General features: G+C 69.9%; 20 protein-coding genes, 1 tRNA gene and 2 pseudogenes. 12 read left to right on the top strand and 11 right to left on the bottom strand.

All coding sequences use genetic code 11. The features are described 5' to 3' along the window. Positions 1–129: 129 nt before the first annotated feature. Positions 130–672, bottom strand: a complete 543-nt coding sequence (locus ACFY3U_RS16445) for a hypothetical protein (RefSeq protein WP_387201614.1) — start codon at positions 670–672, stop codon at positions 130–132. Here ACFY3U_RS16445 and ACFY3U_RS16440 point away from each other — a divergent pair. The 3 genes from ACFY3U_RS16440 (at position 647) to ACFY3U_RS16430 (ending at position 4,776) form a co-directional block, all read left to right on the top strand. Beyond that, the gene (locus ACFY3U_RS16440; RefSeq protein ID WP_387201611.1) at positions 647–1,621 is read left to right on the top strand and encodes a hypothetical protein; all 975 of its coding nucleotides are present in this window, start codon (positions 647–649) and stop codon (positions 1,619–1,621) included. The genes ACFY3U_RS16445 and ACFY3U_RS16440 overlap by 26 nt on opposite strands. 283 nt (positions 1,622–1,904) lie before the next feature. Then, positions 1,905–3,749, top strand: a complete 1,845-nt coding sequence (locus ACFY3U_RS16435; RefSeq protein ID WP_387201608.1) for a 2-oxoacid:acceptor oxidoreductase subunit alpha — start codon at positions 1,905–1,907, stop codon at positions 3,747–3,749. Next, a complete protein-coding gene (locus tag ACFY3U_RS16430; RefSeq protein WP_387201605.1) occupies positions 3,742–4,776 on the top strand; it encodes a 2-oxoacid:ferredoxin oxidoreductase subunit beta in 1,035 nt (344 codons plus the stop codon). The genes ACFY3U_RS16435 and ACFY3U_RS16430 overlap by 8 nt, the downstream gene beginning before the upstream one ends. 92 nt (positions 4,777–4,868) lie before the next feature. On the opposite strand, the gene ACFY3U_RS16425 is transcribed toward ACFY3U_RS16430, so the two are convergent. Further along, a complete protein-coding gene (locus ACFY3U_RS16425; RefSeq protein WP_387201602.1) occupies positions 4,869–5,885 on the bottom strand; it encodes a potassium channel family protein in 1,017 nt (338 codons plus the stop codon). 140 nt (positions 5,886–6,025) lie between these two features. Here ACFY3U_RS16425 and ACFY3U_RS16420 point away from each other — a divergent pair, with 140 nt between their 5' ends. Beyond that, positions 6,026–6,685 (top strand): helix-turn-helix domain-containing protein, encoded by a 660-nt coding sequence (locus tag ACFY3U_RS16420; protein ID WP_387202246.1) that lies wholly within the window; start codon positions 6,026–6,028, stop codon positions 6,683–6,685. A 132-nt stretch (positions 6,686–6,817) separates the two neighbouring features. Beyond that, positions 6,818–7,414, top strand: a complete 597-nt coding sequence (locus ACFY3U_RS16415; protein ID WP_387201599.1) for a ClpP family protease — start codon at positions 6,818–6,820, stop codon at positions 7,412–7,414. A 305-nt stretch (positions 7,415–7,719) separates the two neighbouring features. Here the strand turns inward: ACFY3U_RS16415 and ACFY3U_RS16410 are convergent, their stop codons facing one another. The 4 genes from ACFY3U_RS16410 to ACFY3U_RS16395 all read right to left on the bottom strand — a co-directional run bounded on the left by ACFY3U_RS16410 (position 7,720) and on the right by ACFY3U_RS16395 (position 12,949). Then, a complete protein-coding gene (locus tag ACFY3U_RS16410) occupies positions 7,720–9,507 on the bottom strand; it encodes an adenylyl cyclase (RefSeq protein WP_387201596.1) in 1,788 nt (595 codons plus the stop codon). A gap of 172 nt (positions 9,508–9,679) precedes the next feature. Next, positions 9,680–10,795: an endonuclease/exonuclease/phosphatase family protein gene (locus tag ACFY3U_RS16405; protein WP_387201593.1), complete on the bottom strand. Its 1,116-nt coding sequence runs from the start codon at positions 10,793–10,795 to the stop codon at positions 9,680–9,682. A 431-nt stretch (positions 10,796–11,226) separates the two neighbouring features. Beyond that, positions 11,227–11,302 (bottom strand) — tRNA-Arg (locus tag ACFY3U_RS16400). A 579-nt stretch (positions 11,303–11,881) separates the two neighbouring features. Then, the gene (locus ACFY3U_RS16395) at positions 11,882–12,949 is read right to left on the bottom strand and encodes an RICIN domain-containing protein (protein ID WP_387201590.1); all 1,068 of its coding nucleotides are present in this window, start codon (positions 12,947–12,949) and stop codon (positions 11,882–11,884) included. 588 nt (positions 12,950–13,537) lie between these two features. Between ACFY3U_RS16395 and ACFY3U_RS16390 the strand changes: the two genes are divergently transcribed. Further along, complete coding sequence (locus tag ACFY3U_RS16390) at positions 13,538–13,729, top strand: hypothetical protein (protein ID WP_387201587.1); 192 nt, start codon at positions 13,538–13,540, stop codon at positions 13,727–13,729. A gap of 192 nt (positions 13,730–13,921) precedes the next feature. Here the strand turns inward: ACFY3U_RS16390 and ACFY3U_RS16385 are convergent, their stop codons facing one another. Further along, on the bottom strand, positions 13,922–14,611 hold the full coding sequence (locus ACFY3U_RS16385) for a polymorphic toxin-type HINT domain-containing protein (RefSeq protein WP_387201585.1): 690 nt from the start codon (positions 14,609–14,611) through the stop codon (positions 13,922–13,924). Positions 14,612–14,738: 127 nt separating this feature from the next. Here ACFY3U_RS16385 and ACFY3U_RS16380 point away from each other — a divergent pair, with 127 nt between their 5' ends. Beyond that, positions 14,739–15,788, top strand: a complete 1,050-nt coding sequence (locus ACFY3U_RS16380) for a serine hydrolase domain-containing protein (protein WP_387201582.1) — start codon at positions 14,739–14,741, stop codon at positions 15,786–15,788. A gap of 289 nt (positions 15,789–16,077) precedes the next feature. On the opposite strand, the pseudogene ACFY3U_RS16375 reads toward ACFY3U_RS16380, so the two are convergent. After that, a pseudogene (locus ACFY3U_RS16375) lies at positions 16,078–16,470 on the bottom strand (IS110 family transposase); the annotation flags it as partial. Positions 16,471–16,868: 398 nt separating this feature from the next. Here ACFY3U_RS16375 and ACFY3U_RS16370 point away from each other — a divergent pair. Beyond that, positions 16,869–18,014 (top strand): hypothetical protein, encoded by a 1,146-nt coding sequence (locus ACFY3U_RS16370; RefSeq protein WP_387201578.1) that lies wholly within the window; start codon positions 16,869–16,871, stop codon positions 18,012–18,014. 570 nt (positions 18,015–18,584) lie between these two features. Here the strand turns inward: ACFY3U_RS16370 and ACFY3U_RS16365 are convergent. After that, positions 18,585–18,896: pseudogene (locus ACFY3U_RS16365) on the bottom strand (amidohydrolase family protein); the annotation flags it as partial. Between the two features lie 689 nt (positions 18,897–19,585). On the opposite strand from ACFY3U_RS16365, the gene ACFY3U_RS16360 reads away from it, so the two are divergent. Beyond that, complete coding sequence (locus ACFY3U_RS16360; RefSeq protein WP_387201575.1) at positions 19,586–19,726, top strand: hypothetical protein; 141 nt, start codon at positions 19,586–19,588, stop codon at positions 19,724–19,726. A 55-nt stretch (positions 19,727–19,781) separates the two neighbouring features. After that, positions 19,782–20,669, top strand: a complete 888-nt coding sequence (locus tag ACFY3U_RS16355; protein ID WP_387201572.1) for a S41 family peptidase — start codon at positions 19,782–19,784, stop codon at positions 20,667–20,669. Positions 20,670–20,945: 276 nt separating this feature from the next. Here the strand turns inward: ACFY3U_RS16355 and ACFY3U_RS16350 are convergent, their stop codons facing one another. Next, a complete protein-coding gene (locus ACFY3U_RS16350) occupies positions 20,946–21,635 on the bottom strand; it encodes an alpha/beta fold hydrolase (protein WP_387201569.1) in 690 nt (229 codons plus the stop codon). A 74-nt stretch (positions 21,636–21,709) separates the two neighbouring features. Here ACFY3U_RS16350 and ACFY3U_RS16345 point away from each other — a divergent pair, with 74 nt between their 5' ends. Beyond that, a complete protein-coding gene (locus ACFY3U_RS16345; RefSeq protein WP_387201566.1) occupies positions 21,710–22,288 on the top strand; it encodes a TetR/AcrR family transcriptional regulator in 579 nt (192 codons plus the stop codon). A gap of 135 nt (positions 22,289–22,423) precedes the next feature. Here the strand turns inward: ACFY3U_RS16345 and ACFY3U_RS16340 are convergent, their stop codons facing one another. Beyond that, a complete protein-coding gene (locus tag ACFY3U_RS16340) occupies positions 22,424–22,630 on the bottom strand; it encodes a hypothetical protein (protein ID WP_387201563.1) in 207 nt (68 codons plus the stop codon). An 88-nt stretch (positions 22,631–22,718) separates the two neighbouring features. Between ACFY3U_RS16340 and ACFY3U_RS16335 the strand changes: the two genes are divergently transcribed. Further along, a partial coding sequence (locus ACFY3U_RS16335) for an ATP-binding protein (protein WP_387201560.1) occupies positions 22,719–23,224 on the top strand: 506 nt, incomplete at its 3' end.

Genomic DNA, 23,224 nt, shown 5'->3' with positions numbered 1-23,224 from the left:
ATCAGCCTACCGAACCGGCCTGGAAACCGGACGCGGGCGACCGGAGAACCGAACACGTTACGAAACTGTTTCCGCACCGGACTGGTGCCCCGAGGCGACCGGCACCGAATAATGAAGCCTCGCTCAGAGTCACGGAGGACAGATGGCCCGCGTCGATCCAGGCGCCCCTCGACGGTTCGCGGAGCTGCGCACGTCCTCGCTGATGGCGGCGGCTCTCGCGGTGGGTGTGGCGGTGGCGTCGGCGGTCGCGCCGGGGCTGGCCACGGCGGCGCCCACGGCGACCTCGGTCGTCACCGTGAGTGCCGGGGAGAGCACGCCGGCGGGTGACCCGACGGACCAGAGCACCCCGCCGGTCGTGCCGACCACCTCCGAGCCGGATCCGACCACCGCGCCGCCCACCCTGCCTCCGGATCCCGATCCGACCACCACGACGGTGGCACCCACCACGGCCGCGCCGACGACGACCGCGCCCGCCGACCCGGTGCCGACCACCACCAGCGCGCCGACCACCACCAGGGCGCCGGCCCCGGTGCCGAGGCCCACGACCTCAAGTAGCCGGGTGGGCCAGGCCCCGCCGCCGGTACTGCCCGCGCCGCCGGGCGCGGGCCAGGCGCCCGGCCCGGCCCCGGCCCGCACCGGCGTCCAGGTGACCACCCAGGACGTCGCGCTCACCCCCGCGTACTGGAACGCCGCGACCACGGTGACGAGCCTGCGGGTCACCGTGGCCAACACCGGCGGCGGCACCGAGCAGGTCCGGCTGAGCTACACGCTGCCGGCCGGGCTGACCGACGCCGGCACGCCGGGTTGCGCCGCGTCCGGCGGCGGGCGGTGGCGGTGCGGCGAGTGGACCACCGCGCCGGGCGCGAAGTTCAGCAGCCTGATCCGGGTACGGGTCAGCGACGCCGCCTGGCGGCGGATGCCGCTCAGCGGCGCGGTACGGGTGGTGGCGACCGGCGCGAACGGCGTCGCCGAGGACAACGAGGGCTTCGCGGTGCTGTTTCCGCCCGGCCCGCCGGTGCCGGGGATGACGCTCGGCGCCGGCCAGGTGGCGTTCGACATCGGCGGCGGCCCGAGCACGCTCACGGTGCGGCTGGGCAACACCGGCAGGGTGGACGCCGCCGGCCGGGTCGAGGTGGTCCTGCCTACCGGCGTGACCGTGCCGCAACCGCCCGCCGGTTGCGCGCCGGCCGGGCCGACGCGTACCCGATGCGAGGTGGGCGTCCTGGCGGCCGGCCGGACGGCCACCCTGCGGCTGCCGGTCACCGCCACGCCCGAGGCCCAGCGGGAGGCGCCGCTGGCCGGCGCCGTGGTGGGTCGCCTCGATCCGCGCAGCGGCCCCACCCGGCAGATGCAGATGAGCTTCAAGATCACCGCGGCGGCCGCGTTGGCCACCCCGCCGGTGGCCACCCCGACCCCGACCGGTTCGCAGGGCGTGATCGCGGTGGCCGAGCGGGCCGGCGACGGCGGCGGGCTGAGCTCGGCACAGCGGATCGCGGTCGCCCTGATCGCCGTCTCCGCGCTGCTGGTGGTGCTGGCGCTGACGCTGGCCACCAGCTCGCTGCGGCGCCGGATGGGCGGGCCGGTCATCGACCCCTCGGCCGGCCCGTCGGCGTCCGACTGACCCACCCGACCGCCGGGCTCCGGCTCGAGCCGGCGCGCCGGTTCGAGCCGGAGCCCGGTGATCTGGATTACGGCGGCCGCCATCAAACGCCACACAACGGGACAAAATCTCACCACCTGACTTACTAGTCCTCGGACCTCCACCAAGGATGCCCAACGTCTCGACGTAGGCTCTGAGGTTAGAAACGACCACGGTGGATCGGCGCAGTGGCCGAAGGTGGGTCCCGTCAGCGCGAGGAGTGAGCCGGTTTGCGAGCCCCGCAGTCGCGAATGAAGGTGTCACAGTGACCAAGCAGATCCGTCAGCTCGACCGGGTGGTCATCCGGTTCGCCGGCGACTCCGGCGACGGCATGCAGTTGACCGGCGACCGGTTCACCTCCGAGACGGCGCAGCTGGGCAACGACATCTCCACGTTGCCCAACTTCCCGGCCGAGATCCGGGCGCCCGCCGGCACCCTGCCGGGCGTGTCGAGCTTCCAGGTGCACTTCGCCGACTACGACATCCTGACCCCGGGTGACGCGCCGAACGTGCTGGTGGCGATGAACCCGGCGGCGCTCAAGGCGAACCTGGGCGACCTGCCGCGCGGCGCGGACATCATCGTCAACACCGACGAGTTCACCCGGCGCAACCTGGCCAAGGTGGGCTACGCGACCAGTCCGCTGGAGGACGACTCGCTCGCCGGCTACGTCGTGCACCCGGTGGCGCTGACCTCGATGACGGTCGGCGCGCTGGCCGAGCTGGCGGTGTCCAAGAAGGACGCCGAGCGGGCCAAGAACATGTTCGCCCTCGGCCTGCTGAGCTGGATGTACTCCCGCCCGTACGAGTCGACGCTGCGGTTCCTGGAGCGCAAGTTCGCCTCCCGGCCGGAGCTGGTCGCGGCGAACGTGGCCGCGTTCCGGGCCGGCTGGAACTTCGGCGAGACCACCGAGTCGTTCTCGGTCCGGTACGAGGTGAAGCCGGCGAAGATGCTGCCGGGCACCTACCGCAACATCACCGGCAACGCGGCGCTGTCGCTCGGCCTGGTGGCCGCCGGCGTCCGCTCCGGCCTGCCGGTGTTCCTCGGGGCGTACCCGATCACCCCGGCGTCGGACATCCTGCACGAGCTGAGCCGGCACAAGAAGCTCGGCGTGGTCACCATGCAGGCCGAGGACGAGATCGCCGCGGTCGGCGCGGCGCTGGGTGCCTCGTACGGTGGGTCGCTCGGCGTGACCACCACCAGCGGCCCCGGCGTGGCGCTCAAGAGCGAGACCATCTCGCTCGCGGTGGCGCTGGAGCTGCCACTGGTCATCGTGGACGTGCAGCGGGCCGGCCCGTCCACCGGCATGCCAACCAAGACCGAGCAGGCCGACCTCAACATGGCCCTGTACGGCCGGCACGGCGAGGCCCCGGTCGCGGTGATCGCGCCGAAGTCCCCGTCGGACTGCTTCCACGCCGCGCTGGAGGCGGCCCGGATCGCGCTGACCTACCGCACCCCGGTGCTGCTGCTGTCGGACAACTACGTCGCGAACGGCTCCGAGCCGTGGCTGCTGCCCGAGGTGGACAGCCTGCCCGACCTGCGGGTCGAGTTCGCCACCGCGCCCAACGGCGAGGACGGCACCTTCCTGCCGTACCTGCGCGACCCGGAGACGCTGGCCCGGCCGTGGGCGATTCCGGGCACGCCCGGCCTGGAGCACCGGATCGGTGGCCTGGAGAAGGCCGACAAGACCGGTGACATCTCGTACGACCCGACGAACCACGACTTCATGGTGCGCACCCGGGCGGCCCGGATCGAGGCCATCGGAGTGCCGGACGTCGAGGTGGAGGACCCGGACGGCGACGCCCGGGTGCTGGTGCTCGGCTGGGGCTCCACGTACGGCCCGATCGGTGCGGCCTGCCGCGGCGTGCGCCAGCGCGGGCTGTCGATCGCCCAGGCGCACCTGCGGCACCTGTCGCCGATGCCGGCCAACCTCGGCGAGGTGCTGCGCTCCTACGACCGGGTGGTGATCCCGGAGATGAACCTCGGCCAGCTGGCCCAGGTGATCCGGGGCCGGTACCTGGTCGACGCGATCAGCTACAACCAGGTCCGCGGCCTGCCGTTCACCGCCGCCGAGCTGGAGACCATGCTGGAAGAGGTGCTGAAGAATGTCTGAGCCCGTCGCCCTCAAGCTCACCGCGAAGGACTTCAAGTCCGACCAGGAGGTGCGCTGGTGCCCCGGCTGCGGTGACTACGCGATCCTCGCCGCGATCCAGCAGTTCATGCCGGAGCTGAACATCCCGCGCGAGAACACCGTCTTCGTCTCCGGGATCGGCTGCTCGTCGCGCTTCCCGTACTACATGAACACGTACGGCATGCACTCGATCCACGGCCGGGCTCCGGCGATCGCCACCGGCCTGTCGGTGTCCCGCCCGGACCTGTCGGTGTGGGTGGTGACCGGTGACGGTGACGCCCTCTCCATCGGCGGCAACCACCTGATCCACGCGCTGCGCCGCAACGTCAACCTCAAGATCCTGCTGTTCAACAACCGGATCTACGGCCTGACCAAGGGGCAGTACTCCCCCACCTCCGAGGTCGGCAAGATCACCAAGTCGACGCCGGCCGGCTCGGCGGACGCCCCGTTCAACCCGCTCTCGCTGGCGCTCGGCGCGGAGGCCACCTTCGTCGGCCGGACCATCGACTCGGACCGCAAGCACCTGCAGTCGGTGCTGCGGGCGGCCGCGGAGCACCAGGGCTCGGCCTTCGTGGAGATCTACCAGAACTGCAACATCTTCAACGACGGCGCGTTCGACCAGCTCAAGGAGCCGGCCACCCGGGACGACTACCTGATCCGGCTGGAGCACGGGCAGCCGATCACCTTCGGCGCGCAGGGGCAGTTCTGCGTGGTCCACCCGCCGGGCGGCTTCGGCCTGGAGGTGCGGGAGACCGCCGCCACCCCTTCCGGTGACATCGTGGTACACGACGCCGGGGTCACCGACCCGGCGTACGCCTTCGCGCTGTCCCGGCTGCCGGGGCTGGACCTGCGCAACACCCCGATCGGCGTGTTCCGCAAGGTGTCCCGCCCGTCCTACGACAGCGTGGTGCAGGAGCAGGTGGCCGCCGCGAAGGCGACCGTCACCGACACCCCGGAGCAGCAGCTCGCCGGGCTGCTCGCCAGCGGCGACACCTGGACGATCATGTGAGCCGGCACTGACCCGACGGCGGCACCCGCCGAGATCTCGCCTCACTTTCACGTGAAAGTGGGCGGGGGCGGGGCGGGCGGGGCGGGGCGGGGTTAGGACGCCTGCGTGTTGGCGGTGGGGCGGTCATCGCGGACGTGGACGAGCATGTCGCCGGTCTCGATCACCGCGCCCGCCTTGTCCGCCAGGGTGACCACCTTGCCCCGCCGGACCAGCGCGATGACCAGGGACTCCAGCTCGCGGGGGGACTTACCCACCTCGTGCCGGTCGGCGGAGCGCATCGCGAGCGCCATGCCCTGGCCCGGGGTGAGCAGATCCTCCACCACGTCGATCAGCGGCGGCGCGGAGGTGGACAGGCCGAGCAGCCGGCCGGCGGTGGCCGACGAGACGATCACGTGGTGCGCGCCGCTCTGCTTGAGCAGCGGGGCGTTCTCCGCCTCGCGTACCGCGGCGATGATCCGGACCTGGCCGGCGGTGAGCTGCCGGGCGGTGAGCGCCACCAGCACCGAGGCGTCGTCGCTGTCGGTCGCGATGATCACCGCCTTGGCGTTGCGGATGTGCGCCTCCTCCAGCACCGAGGAGCGGGTGGCGGAGCCCTCGATGGCGACCAGCCCGGCCGAGGTGGCCTGCCGCAGGGCCGTGCCGCTGCGCTCCACCACCACGATGCGGGACTTGTCCAGGCCGTTCTCCAACAGGGCGGAGACCGCGCTGCGGCCCTTGGTGCCGTAGCCGCAGATGATGACGTGGTCCTTCACGGTCCTCCTCCACCGCGACAGGCGACGGCCGGTCCGGTACTGCTCGGTCAGGACTTCCAGGGTGGTGCCGACCAGGATGATCAGGAAGATCACCCGGGCCGGGGTGATGAAGATGACGTTCACCAGCCGGGCCGACTGCGCGAACGGGGTGATGTCGCCGTACCCGGTGGTGGACAGGGTGACCACTGCGTAGTAGGCGCAGTCGAGCAGGGTCAGGCCGTTCTCGTCGACGTCGCGGTAGCCGTCCCGGTCGAGGTAGACCACCAGGACGGTCAGCAGCACCAGGCCGAGGGCGGCGGCGAGGCGGAGACTCAGGGCGCTGAGCGGACCCCGCCGCTGCGCCGGGAAATGGATCACCGTCGGTTCCGCTCCGCCTGGGTCGCCTGCACGACCACAACATAGCGGTTGGCGGCGCCACCGCACTTCCAGGCCGGTGCGCCGGGCCCGGACCGGGCATGATGGAGAGGTCCGGGTACGCCGACCGCGAGGAGGCCCGCATGTCGCTGCTGCGCCGGGTGATCGGTGGCGTGCTGCGCCGGGTACGCCTGCGCCAGGGCCGGACCCTGCGCGAGGTGGCCGAGGCGGCCGGAGTGTCGCTGCCGTACCTGTCCGAGGTCGAGCGTGGCCGCAAGGAGGCCTCCTCGGAGGTGCTCGCGGCGATCTGCCGCGCCCTCGGGATCAGCCTCTCCGAGCTGCTCGAACAGGCCCGCGACGACCTGCGTCGGGTCGAGCCGCGGATCCCCACCGCGCCGCGCGCCGCGCTGGCCCGGCTGGACCGGCTGCCCACCGCCCGCGCCGGCAGCGGCCCGACCGCCCGGACCGGCCCCCGAATCGTGCCCACCAGCCGGACCAGCGCCACCGGCCGGACCGCCCCGACGATCCGGATCGGCTTCCACCCCCAGGACGGCACCGAGCCGGTGACGGCAGCCGTCGATCCGATCGTGGTCGGGCACGCGACGGCGCCGCTGCTGCGGCTGGGCGGGTCGATCCTGCACGTCGGCGGTCCGACGTCGCCAGTCGGGTCGACCGTGGGCGGGGTGGGGCTGCGGGTCCGGCTGGTCGCCTCCGCCCCGGCCGGGCGCCCCGGCCCGCGTACCGCCAGGATGCTGGCCCGACGACGGGCCCGGGCGGGCCGGCGGCGGCTGACCGCCGGCTAACCGGGCCGGTTCTGCCCACGGCCGATCTGCCGGCGGCAGAAACGTGCGGGCCGCCGGGCCGCGTGGGCGCAGGCTGGAGCCGCCGGTCCCCGGGCGTCGTGGTCGCCCGCCGGCACGCGGAGGGCGGTGGCCATGAGCGGGTACGGCGTGTGGATGCTCGAGGGCGGGCAGCCGTCGTTCGGCGACCAGGTGTTCGAGCGGCTGCTGCGGGAGCGGATCGTCTTCCTCGGCACCGAGGTCACCGAGGCGAGCGCGAACCAGATCTGCGCCCAGATCCTGCTGCTGGCGGCGGAGGACGACGAGCGGGACATCTTCCTCTACATCAACTCGCCGGGCGGCTCGGTGAGCGCCGGGATGGCGGTCTACGACACCATGCGGTACGTCAAGAACGACGTGGCGACGCTGGCGCTCGGTTTCGCCGGCTCGATGGGGCAGTTCCTGCTCTGCGCCGGGGCGGCCGGCAAGCGGTTCGCGCTCCCCCATTCGCGGATCATGATGCACCAGCCGTCGGGTGGGATGGGCGGCACGGCCGCCGACATCACCATCCAGGCGGAGAACATGCTGCATGTGAAGCGGACCATGCAGGAGCTGATCGCCCGGCACGCCGGCCGGACCCTGGAGGAGATCCAGCGCGACTGGGACCGGGACCGCTGGTTCACCGCCGAGCAGGCTCGCGACTACGGCCTGATCGACGAGGTGATCAGCCGCGCGGACCAGCTCGGCGGGTGACAAGACGGCGGCCGGCGGGACGGATCCCGCCGGCCGGCGCTCGCGCGTCGGGTCGGGGCAGGTCGACGAAGGCCGCCGAGGCCCCGCGCGCTGTGGAGACAACGCGGCACGGCATGCCGGACGCGCCCCCTCGATCGCGTCCGGCCAGGTCACGGCCCCCCGTGACCCGGGGCCCTCGACACACGGGCAGCCTATGCCGGCCGGCGTGGGGCGGGTGGCCCGCGACGGCGCAGCGCTTTCCGACGAATTCTCGTTACATCGCGGTGCGGCGACCGCCCGCCGGCGGCCGCCGCACCGCATCGGGCTCAGGCCGGGTACTCGACCACCGGGCTCGTGCCGTAGCCGCCGACGACCGGGGTGCCGGCCTCGTTGATCGTCCGCTCGATGCCACCGCTGCCGTCGAGGAAGACGGTGACCATGTCGTGGAAGCGCACGCCCGGTCGGCGCGGCGCCTCGATCGCCCGGTCGCAGCGGATGTCCACGCCCTGGTTGAAGTACGAGTACACGCCCAGCCCCCACGCCTCGTGGGTGGCGACCCGATCCTCCACCTTGTACGACGCCCAGCCGCGCCCGGTGGGGCTGGTCCAGGCGGCCTGGCTCGGCGGGTCGTAGGGCAGTTCGCTCTGGTAGAAGATCGTCCGCCCCCGCTGGCCGACCCAGACGGTCTGGTACCGCTGGTAGTGCTCGACGAAGAGCCCGTACGCGGTGACGTCGTCGCCGGTGACCAGCACGCCGGTGTCGGCGGTGTTGACCGTCCAGCCGATGCCCTGGCCGTGGTCGCCACGCCAGGCCCAGGCGTTGTCGATCAGCGTGTGGTCGCTGTGCACCGCCAGGCTGGTGCGGGCCCGCCCGACTCCCGGGCCGCCGACCCGGATGAAGACGTCCTGCACCGAGATCGGGTCGTGGGCGTGGCCGCGGTGGGCGTGCTCCGTGCCGATCTCCACCAGCACCCGCGACTCGCGCTCACCGGCGTCGACCAGCACGCCGGCGATGCGTACCCCGTCCACGTCGGCGACCCGCAGCGCCGCGTCGCCGCCGGTCGGGGCGAGGCTCGGCATGCCGAGGCCTAGCACCACGGTGCCCGGGCGGTGCACCCGCAGCGCCCGGTCCAGCCGGTAGACGCCCGGGGTGAGCAGCAGGTGGCGGCCGCGGGCCAGCTCTCGGTTGATCCGCTGGGCGTCGTCGGTCGGCCTGGCGATGAAGAAGTCGCGCAGCGGTAGCGACCGGGTCGGGGCGGCCCCGTCCGCCCAGGTGGTGCCCGCGGTGTTCCGGCGCAGGCCGGGCACGGCGACCCGCCAGCGGCCGGCGGCGTCGACGAAGAGGTACGGCTTCTCCCGGACGACCGGGCTGGTCGGCAGGGTGGTGTACGGCGGGTTCGGGAAGCCCTGCGCCGGGGCACCGAGCACGCCGGAGAAGACCTGGTTCCACACCCCGTTGGTCCAGTCGCCGCCGAGTTCGCTGTCCCGGGTCAGCCACTGCTGCTGGGAGCCGTTGATGGTGATGCCGTCCACCTTGGAGTCGGCGATGAAGCCGCCGCTGGAGTAGCCGCCGTTGCCCGGCTCCAGCCAGAGGATGCCCTTGACGTGCACCCGGCGCATCGGCGACGCCTGGGAGACGGCCCACTGGTTCGACCAGTCGGTGGGGGTGATGGCGAGGTTCTCCACCGAGCGCCAGAAGTTGGTCAGCGCGGAGACCCCGGCCGGGGAGTTCGGGTCGGGCTGACCGACCACCCGGACCGCGCCGTGGATCTCCACGTCGTCCGGGTGCTCGCCGAGGCCGGCGACGGTGGTGTAGTAGCCCAGCCGGGCGTTCACCTCGTACCGGCCGGGCTTGAACAACACCGCGTACCGGTCGGCGCCCATCTCGTTGCGCTCCTGCCGGGTGAAGAGCCGGTCCACGGTGGACTGGATCTCGGCGGCCGGGGTGCTCGGGTCGTAGACGAAGACGTTCGGGCCGAAGTCCGGCTTCTCGTCGTGCTCCTCGGGTCGGGCGGGCGCGGCGGAGGCGGCGGTCGGGGCGAGGCCGGCGGCGGCGACGGCGCCGGCCGCCAGGGCGAGCAGTTGCCGGCGGGACGGGTGGAGTTCGGAGGTCATGGGGCCTACCTGTCGGCTGGTGGGCTGCCCGCCGCGGGCCGGGAGAGCGCTCTCTCGATCACGTGGCGGGCGGTCCGGGTGACGTGCCAGGGGAATGACCTGTTTCTACCCCGCCGCGGCCGTTAACGCCAGAGTGCGACCCGGCGTCGTGGGCCCGGCCGGGCCGCAGCGCTCAGCCCAGTTCGACGTCCGCCCAGATGGCGGCGTGGTCGGAGCCGGCGTGCACGGCGGCGGTCATCGTGTCGTACACCGGCCAGAGGGTGCCCCGGCGTCCGCCCCACACCCCGGTCCGGAAGATGCCGCCCGCAGTGACCCGGCGGAACAGCGACGGCGAGAGCAGCACATAGTCGATCTTGCAGCGGGCGGTGCAGTAGCCGTACGTGCCGGGGCGGCCGGCGTCGTCGAAACAGGGGTGCTCGGCGACGTCCCGCAGGTCCGTGTCGCCGAGCAGGGGCGCCAGCGGTGCGCTGTCCGGGGTGTCGTTCAGGTCGCCGAGCACCGCCACCTCGGTCAGGCCCTCGGCGACCAGCCCCCGGTAGATCTCGGCCACCCGCCGGGCCTGCCGGCGACGGATCGCGTCGGAGGCGACCTTCCCGCCGTACCCCTTGCTCTTGAGATGGTTGACCAGCACGACCAGCCGGCCGCCGGCGGGCAGCGCGAAGTGGTACTCCGGGCAGTCCCGGCTGAAGACCCGGCCGACGTCGTCCACGTCATCCACGTGGCTGCGCTGGCGGATCAGCGGATAGCCGGCGGCGGCCAGCACACCGACGTTGATCCCCCGCTCGTCGTTGCCGTCGATCACCATCACCTGCGGATACCGTGGCTCGTCCGCGACCGTCAGGCTGGCCTCGGCGAACCGCTTCAGGGCCAGCCGGCTCTCCGCCTCGACCACGCCCAACAGGTCGGCGGCCACGTCGTTGATCACCCGAGCGGTGTTCAGCATGCCCCGCTCGGCCACCCGGCCGGTGGTCAGCTCCACCCAGCCGATCCAGTCCGCCCGGCCGTCGGCGACCACCTCCACCACGCCGGTGCGCCGCGCCCGCCGCAGCAGCCGGCCGCGGTTCTGCCGCAGGCGCGCGAAGCGGGCCACGTCCCCCCGCAGCAGCCCGAGCCGGCGCAGCTGCCGCAGGATGTCGACCTTTACCTCGGCGGTGTAGTCGGGCTCCTCCAGCAGTTCACAGATCCGCTGGTACGCCTCGAGCACCGGCCGGCCCGCCGACCACGTCCGCTGGTCGAGGGCGCGCGCCCGGTTGAACAGGTTCTCGACGTTGTAACTGGCGATCCGCATGCCGGACTCCCTCGCCTGTCCCCCCATTGTCGACCGACCGTGGGGGTGGCGGACAGCGTGGAGACGAAATCCCGGTGTCGGATTCCCGGGGCGGCCGGGGTGCGGTGTCGGGTGGCCGGTCCACACCCGGCCGATCTTGTAGCCTGTCGCCCCGACGTGAGCATCTGGAGGAGTTGTGCACGAGGGGCCTTACTTCGTGGTCGAGCGGCACGGGCAGGCAGCGATCTCCACCGGAGAGATTCAGTGAATACCGCGGTGGCCGCGCATCGGCAGGTACGAGCTGGCGGTCTTTCCGGAGGCCCTGGCCTTCCTCCACCCCGGCGCGGCACAGGGGCCGCGTGACGAGGGCCAAGGTGGCGAGGCGCCCGGGCTCGGCGCGGGCACGCACGCCCGGAAAGGCGGATCAGTGATCGGTGATCAGTGCTGTGACCTGGTGCCCCCGGCAGGATTCGAACCTGCGACACACGGTTTAGGAAACCGATGCTCTATCCCCTGAGCTACGGGGGCGCGAGGGCCCAGTCTAGCGACCCGGGGGTTCACCTGGGGTGGCAGGGAGTGGCACAGGTTCACCCACGTTCCTCGGACCCCCGTTCGCCCAGCCCAGGACCGCACCCGGAGCACACGAACGCCGGTTTGCGACAGGCGGTCGGTCGCGGTGACCCGCGTTGGCACGGGCTGACCCGGGTTGGCATCCGCTGGAGAGCACACGCCGAGCACATCACGCAAGATCATGACCGGGACCGGACGTCAGTCCAGTCGCCGCGACTTGTCGCCGGAGGACCTGCAGCCCAGCGACTGACCGAAGCTGTTTGAAGTTCAAAGCCGGTGCTGCTCCCAATGCAGGTTGAGTCACCCGCGGGTGTCAGCATCGAGCCGGACGGCCAACTTCGACGCAGGCCGATGGCGGCTGTCGTAATGGTTCCTCAACCGGCCGCGCTCACGCCTCCCGCGCGCCCGGCGAATACGACCCCTTGAAGGGGCGGGCGCGACCCGGATGGCGGGGTCGGGAGCGGCAGGCGGGACCGCTCGCGCGGTGCCCACCTGCCGCATCGACCCATGTCGGTCACCTGATGTTTATCGGTTCGCTCACGGATTCAGGTACAGGTATCCGTTGAGGGCGTTGTTGCCCTCGTTGCTCTCGACGACCGCGCTGGCGTAGTCAGCGACAAAGTTGTAGGAGTACTGACCGGCGGGAAGCGCTGACGGGTAGAAGAAGACCGTTGCCGTGCCTCCCGGCGCCAGACCGTAGAACGTTGCCGGGCCGATCTCGTGCCACTGACCGCCATAGTTGAGCTTGGCGCTGACGAGGAAGCCGGGAGCATTCGCGGTGCCCTGGTTCTTGATCTTCCCCTCGATCCTCTTGCTGCCCTCGTTCCAGGTCAGGCCGCCGTCCCATGCGAGGTCCGGCTTGGGCGTCGGAGCCGGCGGAGTCGGGGAGGTCGGGGGCACCGGGGGCGTCGACGGGGGCGGCGTGGGCTTGGGACCAGCCTCCTCGACGTAGTACAACATGAACTGCTGGTTCCATGCCCCCGTCAGCGTCGACTTGGGGTAGATGACCACTGGCGCACCGGCCTCGACCGAGTTCCAGGAGATGTCCCAGACACGATTGGAACCCTTGGCACGCCACGCCCACCACCCGTCCGCCTGATGCTCCGGCCAGAAGAGGAAGCGGTCGTCGATGGGGTCCGTGAACGGGCTGGTCGGCCACGAGTAGCAACCGTCCAGGACGAGGTTCCACGTGAGGGAAGGCCGATGATCGGCGGCCAGACACTGGCTGTAGGCGCCCTTGCGATGGAACGTGTAGTACTGGACGCCGTCGGCGAACCTGTCGAGCACCGGGCGCCAGAGCTGATTGGCGCCGCCGTGATAGGGCCACTGACCGATCTGGACCTGGTTGCCGGAGTAGGCGTTCTCGCCGTTGGGGATGTCCAGGACACCACCGGAGTTCCTGGCGATGATCTTGTAATAGGCGTCATCCCGCCACAGCGGAGTGTACGGATTGGTCCACGAGGTGGAAGCGGCCTCCGGAGCGACCGATGTCGCTCCAGCCGAAGCGGAAGCGGCCGCTGCGGCCGGTGACACCCCGCCGCCGACAGACAATGCGGCGAGTAGACCCATCATGGTCAGGATTTGCCAGCGCGAACGTTTGTTCACTCGTCAGTTCCTTCCGATTGACTGATGTCCAGCGAGACGACAGGCCAGCCGCACCGACCCTCCGGGGCGTCCGGTGGCCGTCGTTCAAGCTGTTAAGCGATACGTCCACACGTAGCCGACCGGTTCTCCGGCGCCTCTCCGGCCCGAGGCTGGCCCCGGAGGCCCTCGACACAGGGACGATGACTCGGACGCGCTCGGACGCGCCACCGGTTCGGAGAGGTTGTCGATTGGCGAGAGTGATCATGATGGCGGATTTTTCGGGCCGGGCTTCGTAGTCGCGGACGAAGCGGCGGTGGTAGACGACACTGTTCTCGCTGCCGCAATGCCCTACGAGCCGACGTCCGGTCGGACCACCCGTCGGCGGGGTGGACGTCATGGCGCTGCCGCGGCTGGCCGTGCGTCGGCAGATCGCGTAACGACAGCGGTTGGCGATCGGCCGCGCGCTGCTGCGTGACCCACGGGTCTGCTGCTCGACGAGATGACGGCGCATCTCGACGCCCGCGGTTAGGAGAAGTTGCTGCGCGTCATCACCGAGGCATCCGCCAACCGCGCAGTTCTGTTGTCGCGCACCGACTCTCCACCGTTACGATGGCCGACCAGATCGTCGTGCTGGAGGACGGTCGGGTGCACGCCATCGGTCGACACGACGATCTCCTGGAGACCGACAGCCTCTACCGCAAGCTGGCCAGGACGCAGCTCACTCCGGCCGAGAACACGTTCGAGCACATCAGCCGTGACCGACATGCGGGCCCCGATCGACATCTCGATCGAGACGGCTGACGACCCGGTGACCCTGGTTGCCCGCGACTCGCACGCCGAGCACACCGCCGAGGTACGGCGATCCCGCAGGGGGAGGTGGTCCGGCACGTCCCCATCGGCAGCAGGTCCCGTGAGCACCTCACGATGCTGCTGGAGGGCGGCCCATCGAACTCCACCCCGGCCCCGGCAAGCTGACCCGGCGCCAATCGCGGCTCAACTGCGCACGAGCAGGTCGGAGGAGCCCACGTGGACACGGTAGGTGTGCGGTCCGGCCACCTGAATGTTGCCGACAGCAGCATGCCTGCTCTGTCGCTGCAGCGACGTGACGGTGACGATCTCCCCGCTTTCGCCGAGCAGCCGGTAACCGACGCGGAGCTCTGCCGCCGCGCTCCACCCTCCCCGATCGGCCACCCAAAACTGATGGTGGGCCGTCGCCGTCACGTACCCGGTGTCCGTGCCTACCCGAACGATTTCCTTGATTCCATTTCCGGTGACGATCCCCAGGACAGGCTGTCTCGATGCGACTCCCGTCTGCGGGTCTGTTCCGATCACCTCGTCTCCCGCCCGGACCTCGCCGATGGATCGGTAGGTCCGGTCCGCCATCAACACCTGCGTCTCGAGGGTGAAGCTGTTGCTGCCGCCGGGGAAGCAGGTACCGGTCGGGCAGGCTCTCGCTATCGAGCTCGCCTCACCGGTGCTCACTGCCGAGTGCAGGCCAGCGGCGAGGGCGGCGACAGCGGCCAGCGCCGCGTATGCCATCCGATGACGATGCTTGGGCATGGACACTCCTGTTCTCAGCACGCGATCAGGTCGACGATCTCCGTGTTGCTTCCGGTCAGCATTACGCCCCGCTTCGCTGATCGGTTCGGCGGCTATGGAGTTGATCTTCTCCTGACGAATCACAGGCCATCCTTGTACCCGAGCCTGCTCCATCGGTAGGGCTGATGATGCCCGACAGAACAGAACCGAAGATGTTCTGACGTACGTACCGCAGGAGAGCCACCGCCAGCACCTCTTGGAGGAGAACCTTATGAGTGAGCATCTCCCCGGTTCGGTCGTGGATCCCGCGCTGGTCGCCGAGGCGGTCGAGGTCGCGGCGCATGATGCCGGGTTCTCCGGTGTGGCTTCAGTCGATCTGGATGGCGAGTCGGTCTACCGGGCCGCATTCGGGCTGGCCCAACGTGGGCATGAGGTGCCGAACTCGGTCGACACCCGTTTTGCCGTAGCCAGCGGCGGCAAAGGCTTCACCGCCCTGGCCGTGGTGCGCCTGATCGAACAGGGCCGGCTCACACGGGACACCACCGTCCGTTCGGTGCTCGGTGCCGAGCTGCCGCTCATCGCCGACGATGTCACCGTCGAGCACCTGCTGGCGCACCGCTCCGGCATCGGCGATTACCTGGACGAGGAGACCCTAGACGACGTCGCCGAATACGTGCTCACGGTGCCGGTGTACCGGCTGGCCGAGACTGAGGCGTTCCTCGCCGAGCTGGACGGTCGTGCGACCAAGTTCCCCGCCGGGACCGACTTCAGCTACTGCAACAGCGGTTACGTCCTGCTGGCCCTGATCGCGGAACGAGTGACCGGCACCGGCTATCACCAGCTCGTCGACGAACTGGTGTGCCGGCGTGCCGGGTTGGTGGACACGGGGTTCCTTCGTTCGGACCAGCTGCCCGCCCGCACCGCTACCGGTTACCTCGTTCGTGACGGGCAGTGGCGCAGCAACGTCCTGCACCTACCGGTGCGGGGCAACGGCGACGGCGGCATCTACACCACCGCCGCCGACATGAGCAGGTTCTGGCGGGCCTTCATCTCCGGCCGGATCGTCAGCGCGGAATGGGTCGCCGAGATGACCCGCCCGCACAGCCTGGTCCCTGCCGAGAAGCTACGGTACGGCCTCGGGTTCTGGCTCGACGAGACCGGCCCCCAGGTGATTCTGGCCGGCTTCGATGCTGGCGTCTCCTTCAACAGCACCCATGATCCTCGCACCGGTCTGACCTGCACCGTCTTGGGCAACACCGACGACGGGGCGTGGCCGGTGGCACGCGCCGCCCGCTCCCTACTGAATCTTTCCGGGCTCTAGGAGTTCCTGACGAGGTCGTACGAGGTGTCGGTGCTCGATGATGCAGACGGCGAAGCCGAGGAAGGCTTCATGCATGGGCATCCCGGCATTCCCACCGGATGGGTAGCCGGTCGGGGCGCAGGAGGGGTGGTCCGGGCCCGCCGCCGATGGCCGGATCGGCATTGCCGCCGGCCAGCGTGACCGCGAGGGGATCCCACCGGCGTCGGTGACGACATGGTGTTTCGAGCTCGGTCGGCGGGGGGTGTTTCTATGGGTTTCGTCAAGCGGGGACGAGGCTGGTTGGGCGTGGTTAGTAGGGGATCTTGTCGCGGAGCATGGCGAACAGGACGTCGCAGCGGCGTCGGGTGAGGCAGATGAGGGCGGCGTTGTGGCGTTGCCTTCGGCGCGTTGCGGTCGTAGTAGGCGCGGCTGCTGGGATCGGCAGGGGCATCGAGGTCAGGACAGGGGCAAGAGGGTGCGCATCATGCATCCCCTCGACCTCTTTGGCGACCTGGTGGCGCTGGCGCAGGACGTCGCGGAGGCTGTCGGCCAGGCGGGGCAGGATCGTCTCCGCAGCCTGAGCGCCGGGAACGGTGACGGTCTGCTCGTCGAGAGCGGTCTTGATCTGCTCGACCAGCCGCTCACCCATGTGGGGCGCTTGGGCGCGGACGCGCTGCATATCCAGCGCGAGCAGGCCCGCTGGCTGGTCGAGAAGAAGTTTCGGTCGTCAAAGGTAACCAGAAACGTTTATACCGGCAGGTCAAAGCCTTGCCATGGGCGAAGATCCCCGTCCTAGACCAGACCCACGACCGTGGGCACGGCCGTCACGACATCCGCCGACTGCAGACGGTCGCCCGCCTCGGCCCCTCACCCTGGACCTCCCGCACGCCACTCAAGCCCTACGGATCCGACGCCGCCGCTACAACCCGGCCGCCGATCGCTGGTCCGCCCGTCACCGTCTATGCCATCACCAACGTCACCGCCGAGCAGGCCGGACCCGGCTGAACTGCGCGACCTTGGGAACCGGTCTGGAGTATCCCGCCGTATCGCATCGCAACGGGCGATGCCTGGACCGCTCATATGCAGAAAGGGCCTGTATAAATGATTGACAACGGCATGTCGCGGCGGTTGCTCCTCAAGGGAGGTGCGGCGGCCGCGGCGGGTCTCGGCATCGCTGCGGCGGGAGGCATGGGCTCGGTGCCCGCACATGCGGCAGGAGACCTGCCGATCTGGACGATCAACGCAGGAGGATGGCCCCTCGAGATGGCCTTCTACAGGCGGATGCCGGGCCCCAGAAGCGACCTCGGGCCGACAAGCCCGACCGGTGGGTTCTTCGCCAACGTCCGCAATGCGGGCACGGGCGCATGGGAACCCGTTCTGGCATTTCAGGACAAGGAGGCCGGGCTCAACTTCTGCCGGGTCATTCTCTTCGCCGACGGCACACTGGAGAAGTTCCAGATCTACCGGACGGGTGCCATCGGTCCGAAGGGGCCGAAGGGCTATTGGTTCGAGATCTTCCCCCTGAGCAGCGGCAGTAACGCGTTCCGCCTCGGCTCGAGCTATCCCTGGGAGGTCACCGGTGGGTGGAGCCCGACCGGAGGCGCCTGGAACGTCACGATCGACTTCGAGAAGAGGTGGCTGGTGAACCGGGGATCCCTGGCCGCGGGCCAGAAGATCAACAGCTGGAGCGTGTATACCGACGACCAGCACCCCGGAGGGACGATCTCCAACTTCTCAGAATACCACTGGTACACGGCCGGCTCGCTCAGGCAGACGTGGATGGCCACGAATCTAGGCGGGCTGCCGACCGAGGCCTCGGCCGTCGGCTGGACCCGCGCCGGATTCAGCAAGTACGGAGTCATCGCCAGCGACGGCCGCTGGCGCAACAACTACTGGCAGCGGCCGCTGTCCTTCGTGCGGGCGCTCGACCACCGCTTCTACAAGTTCGAGTACTACACCGGCAACGACAACGTCGACTGCTGGACGAACGGCTCGAACTCGTCGACCGTGCACTGGTACTCCGACACCGCCGGATACATCGGTCAGGGATACTTCGAGGACAACGACCACGTGGCGGTCTGGTGGCGGCAAGGCACTGCGGTCCGGATCGACGCGGTGAAGTTGCCCCCGCTGGGCAACGACCAGGGTCAGTTCTTCTCCTGGCGGACCAACGCCTACCGCGACACCCCCGGTTCTCTCACCAACATGTTCGACTCCGCCAACTACAACCGCCTGCAGCGTCCCTGACGAGATCCGTGCGACGGGGGTTGGGCCACGGCCACTGCCGCGACCAGCCCTCTCCGCGCATGACGATCCCGTCACGCGAGACCAGCGCTCGCCGGTCAGGCCCGGTAGCGGAGAGGTCGAAGCGCTCGGCTGCTCTCCGGGAGGACGCCCGTTCGAATCTGGCCAGACACCACTTCGGGTGAATGCGGCAGGCGAGCGTGCGCCTGCCGCATTCACCCGCTGATCGCAGAGCGCCGCCGCCCGCGGTGAGCGTTTCAGCGGCCGCGACTGCGGAGGCGGCGCAACACGCGGACATCGTCGAAGCCGACGGTACGGGCGACCGCCTCGACCGTGACTCCCTGCTCGATGAAGCTGGTCGGCTCGGAAGGTAGCAGTTGGGCCGGTCGACCCGGAGGTGTTTGGCCGAGACTTATCTGCATCCCCGACCCGGGCGGTCACCCCCAGACGGGGCATGAGCACCAGACTCTGCCTCGCCGGTTCATCCCTGATGGTGCTCTTCGATCGCCGGAGATGGCTCCACCAGCGTAATGGATCACCCTGGTCGCTGATGGAGTGCCCGTGCGAGCCGGCCTACTCCACCCAGTCGCCGCCGCACATCACCCGAACCATGTTCAGGTCGTCGCCCAGCAGCCCCAGGTCGGCGCGCAGGCCGGCCCGCAGCGCTCTCAGCCGGTCGCTCAGCCCGGGGGCGCGGGCCGGGGTGGTGGCGGCCATGCGGCAGGCGTCCAGCAGTGTGATGCCCGCGCCGACGGCGTGCCGCAGCGCGGCGTCCATGGTGAGCATGCTGCCGGCGATTACACCGTCCCGGCTGAGCCGGGCCTCGCCGCCGGCCACGGTGACCGCCTGGCCGCCCAGCTCGTAGTCGCCGTCGGGCATGCCGGCGAGGCCCCGAACGTGGTCTGCGAGCTGGTCGCCGACGCGACCTGCGTGTACGCCTGCGGGGGTCTGAACCGCCCCCCGAGGAGGAGTAATGATCGAGTGTGAAACGGTGGGATCGACGGCCAACGCGATTTGCAGCTGGATCCTGCGGCTACTCCCGGACACCAGCAGACCAGAACGGTTGGCGGCCGCCCCTACCGGCGTGGTGGGCGTCGCCGAGGCGGTCCACCTCGCCGCCCACGGCTTCGTACCCGGCCGCTCCGCACACACCTTCGCCGCCCAACCACGCCGCACAGCCGGTCGTCGTCCGGATCGACCTGCTCGCCTTCTTCGCCCACGTCCCCGCCCCCTGGCCTCGTCGCGACTGGGGTATCCCACCAATGCTCGCGGCGTGCCGGGCCCGGCGCAGTCGCCGTGGCGCTGCGGCGCCTGGTCGGGAGTACCGCTGCAGGAAGCGGTGCAGACACCGATGATCCTGGCTGAAGACTGGGCCGCCTCGCGCGTTGATGGGATCTTCTTCGGCCGATCAGGAAGCGACTCCCGGCGCCGGAGCGTGCGAGGAGGCCAGCTCAGGGATCACTCGGCCTGCAATCAGATGGCCCTGTAAGAGGCTGCTCTCCGCGTAGGCGCCGGTGCGCCCTGGTCGCGCGCCTGAAACTCCGCATGATTGACGTAATGCCGGGATCGGGTTCGTGATCCTCGCCTACGTGGTGGTCAACGCCACCATCGCCGCGCTGCGTTTACCACATTCCTGCTACCTGCGCACGACCAACCGTCGGTGCCGCTGCTGCAGCACCGTCGTCAGCGAAGACCTGTGGGCTGGAACCGGCTGAACGCAACGTGCGTGTACGTCTCTGGGATTCTGGACCGTCGCCCCGAGGAGGAGCAATGATCGAGCGTGAAACGGTGGGGTCGACGGCCGACGCGCTCGGCAGCTGGGTCCTGCGACTGCTGCCGGACACCAGCAGAGCGGAGCGGTTGGCAGCCGCCCTGCGGCGCGAACTGGGGCAGGACGTGCAGCCCATCACCGCAGACGGTTGCCGGCGGATCGAACAGGTTTGTCATCGCCACTCGCGGCATCTGACCCTCACGTTCGACGAAGCAGGCTCTTTCGAGCCGGACTGTGACAGACCGACCGGCTGGCCGCCTTACGACGTTTCGTCGATCCAGCAGCGAGGCGGCGGGGTGACCTCTGTGAGCCGTTACGGTGAGGTGGGGGTGCTTCGCATCGATAGCCTGGAGCCCTGGGAACACGCGAGCCACTACGTCCGCTCCGCCACCGGGTTACTGACTGGTTGCCGAGGTGTGGTCCTCGATAACCGGCGAAATGGCGGCGGTGAGATGGACACGCTGGCGGCGTTGGCTGGCGTCATCCTCGGTCAGGAGTCGACGTTCCTGGCCACCGTCACCTCGAAGAACAAGGTCGATCAGTTGTGGACGCCGCTGTTGGGGGATGCGGCGGCACGGGAAGGTCTCCCGGCAGCGGTGGTGATCAGCCAACGGACGTACTCGTCGGGGGAAGCGCTCGCCTACATCCTGCAAAATCGGGGGATTCCTGCGGTTGGTCAGCGAACTCCCGGCGCCGCCGACCACGTCGTGCCGGTCCGGGTCTCACGGCACGTCGAAGCATTGGTTCCGTTTGCCGTCGTTGCTGACCCCGTGACAGACGGCAACTGGGAGGGCGTGGGCGTAGGCCCAGATGTGGAGACCGCGCCGGGCGAGGAGCTTGCGGCGGCGATCGCCCTGGTGGAGTCATCGATCCGCGAACGCGAGTGATCATGCGCCGAGCCCGCGGCGGTCCCATCTATGCACCTCGGGCACATTCCCCCGCAGGACGATCCGGGCCAATGGTGGAACGGGGCCGTGGACGGTGGCCGGGGCGCGTACGCGGCGGGGGCGTTACATCCGGGGCACGCCGATCCGGATCCGCCCCCGCTCCATCGATGAGTTGGCGTTCTACCACTCCGGCGGGCTAATGGTTCTCCGACAGAGCATCCAGATGCGGCGCTATCAGCGATGAGACTCCATCAGCCAAGACCGTCGGAGCACCCGTCAGCGAGGTAGCCCTTCGAGGTACGCCGCGATGAGGCGGTTCGTATCTTGCGGCGCGTGAACGTGCGGCCAATGCCCGACAGTTGGCAGGCTGGCCCCGCGTACGCCTACTGGCAGTCGGTCAAGCTTCATCGGAATGTTCGCCCGTATGTACAACGTAGGCACTGTGAGGGCACGCAAGGGGGTGGCGCTGTCATAGGTGAACGTGCCGCCGACGATTTCCTGCACCGCAGGGCGTGGCACCCGGGCGAGACGGGCCAACACGGTCGTGCGCCACTGCGCGCTGTCCGCGTCGGTGAAAGTCGCGGTGAAGAACCGGCGGATGGCGGCCGGACCTAACGGCGTGCGCAGGATGGCCAGCGGCAGGCGGGCCAGCAGCCGTAGCGGCTTCGGCAGCAGCACGGGCGTGTCGAGTAGGACGAGGCCAGCGACCAGGCCAGGGTGATGCACGGCGAGGGACAGCGCGACGAGGCCACCATGGCTGTGGCCGACCACCCCGCACCGCTCGATGCCCTCTTTGATCAACAATTCGGCCAGCCGGCGCGCCTGCCCGTCCACGCTCAGATCGCCGTCTCTGAACGGCTCGATCGCGCGCACGAGTCGGCCGGGCGAGAAGTGCTCGACCTGGGCAGCGAACTCGTCGACGCTGCCGGCCAGACCGGGCACAAGCACTAGTGGGTATTGGTTCACAAGACTCAGTATAGTATCACTTTACCGAGTATGCTAACGGTATGCCGTCTTCCCTACGTCGCGACCAGGCGTCCATGACCCGCCACCGCGTCATGGACGCTACCTACGCGCTCCTGCTGGAGGCCGGTTACGCCGGGACCACCATGACGGCGGTCGCCGAGCGCGCAGGCGTGGCGGTGCCGACGGTCTACAAGGCCTTTGGCACCAAGGTCGAGCTGGTCAAACGGCTGTACGACCGGGTTCTGGCCGGCGACGGACTCGACATTCCGCTGGCGGCCAGAGTCGAGGCGCAAGACCTCCTCTCCGAGCCCGACCCGAGACGGGCGATCGAGCTGTACGCGGCGTTGGCCAGCACGATCTCGGCGCGCCTGGCCGCACTACTGGCGGTGCTGCTCGGGGCCGCCTCCACCAACCCTGAGCTCCAGGACTTCGTTACCGCCGTTGAGGCCGAACGGCGCTCCGGCAACGAACGCTTCGCCCAGCATTTGTACGACAGGGGCGCACTTCGCATCGACCCCGGACGAGCCACCGACCTGCTGTGGCTGTTCACCGCCCCGGACACCTACCACCGCCTCGTCACGCAACGCGGCTGGACCGACGAAACGTTCCGCGACTGGCTCACCGAGATCCTCAGCGCGCAACTATTGCCCTGAGCAGCTTCAGCTTGCCGCATCCCGCACGCTACCCAGGCTGGGTCTGCTGCACCGACAGGTGACATCCACGATGGCTTGACCCATGGAGTAAGCCAAGCGCGCTTGGCCTAGCGTAATGGGCTGATGGGGCAGGAGTCAGTTCTCCGAGGATGAGCTGCAAGGGGTTGTCTCCAGGTGCGAGGCGACGCGCACGCAGGCGTCGACCGAGCGGGACGAGCAGCTGCGGGCGTTTCGCGCGGCCGGCTGGCGGCCGGTGGAACTCGCCGCGACCCGCAGCAACGCGACGTAGCCGTGGGCCCCTTCCACGAACCGGCTCGCCCGCATGGCCCGCAGATCGAACATCGAATGGCCGCGTACCGAATGCACCTGGTGCCGCAGATCGAAAGCTAAGGCCCTCGCAGATCGAAAGTGCGGCCGTTATGATGACGCTGTGCCCACACCGCGCCTAATCCCCCGCCGCGCCGCCGTGCAGGTCGACGCCGCTCTGGCCGACACCCGCGTCGTGCTGATCAGCGGAGCACGGCAAGCAGGCAAGAGCACCCTGGTGCGCCTCGTTGCCGGCGACCGTCTAGCCGAGCGCCGCGATCTTGATCGGGCTCAGGACCGGGCGGCGGCGATCGCCGACCCGGTCGGGTTCGTGGACTCCCCCGAGCTCCTGGTCATCGACGAGATTCAGCGCGCTCCGGAACTACTGCTGGCCATCAAGGCAGCAGTCGACGAGGACCCCCGTCCGGGCCGGTATCTGCTCACCGGCTCGTCACGGTTGTTCGGCATGGTTGCTGCCCCGGACGCGTTGCCCGGCCGGATGGAGACCGTGGAGCTTTGGCCGTTCTCCCAGGGAGAACTCGACGCTGAGCCGGACGGATTCATCGACGCCGTCTTCACGCTCGGCCCGGACCTACGACACGAATCGGACGTGACCCGCGCCGACTACGC

It is taken from the genome of Micromonospora sp. NPDC000089, from assembly GCF_042899365.1.
Classification (GTDB): domain Bacteria; phylum Actinomycetota; class Actinomycetes; order Mycobacteriales; family Micromonosporaceae; genus Micromonospora.
Note: the sequence above shows the minus strand (reverse complement) of the source record. Positions and strands in the feature narration are given on the sequence as shown.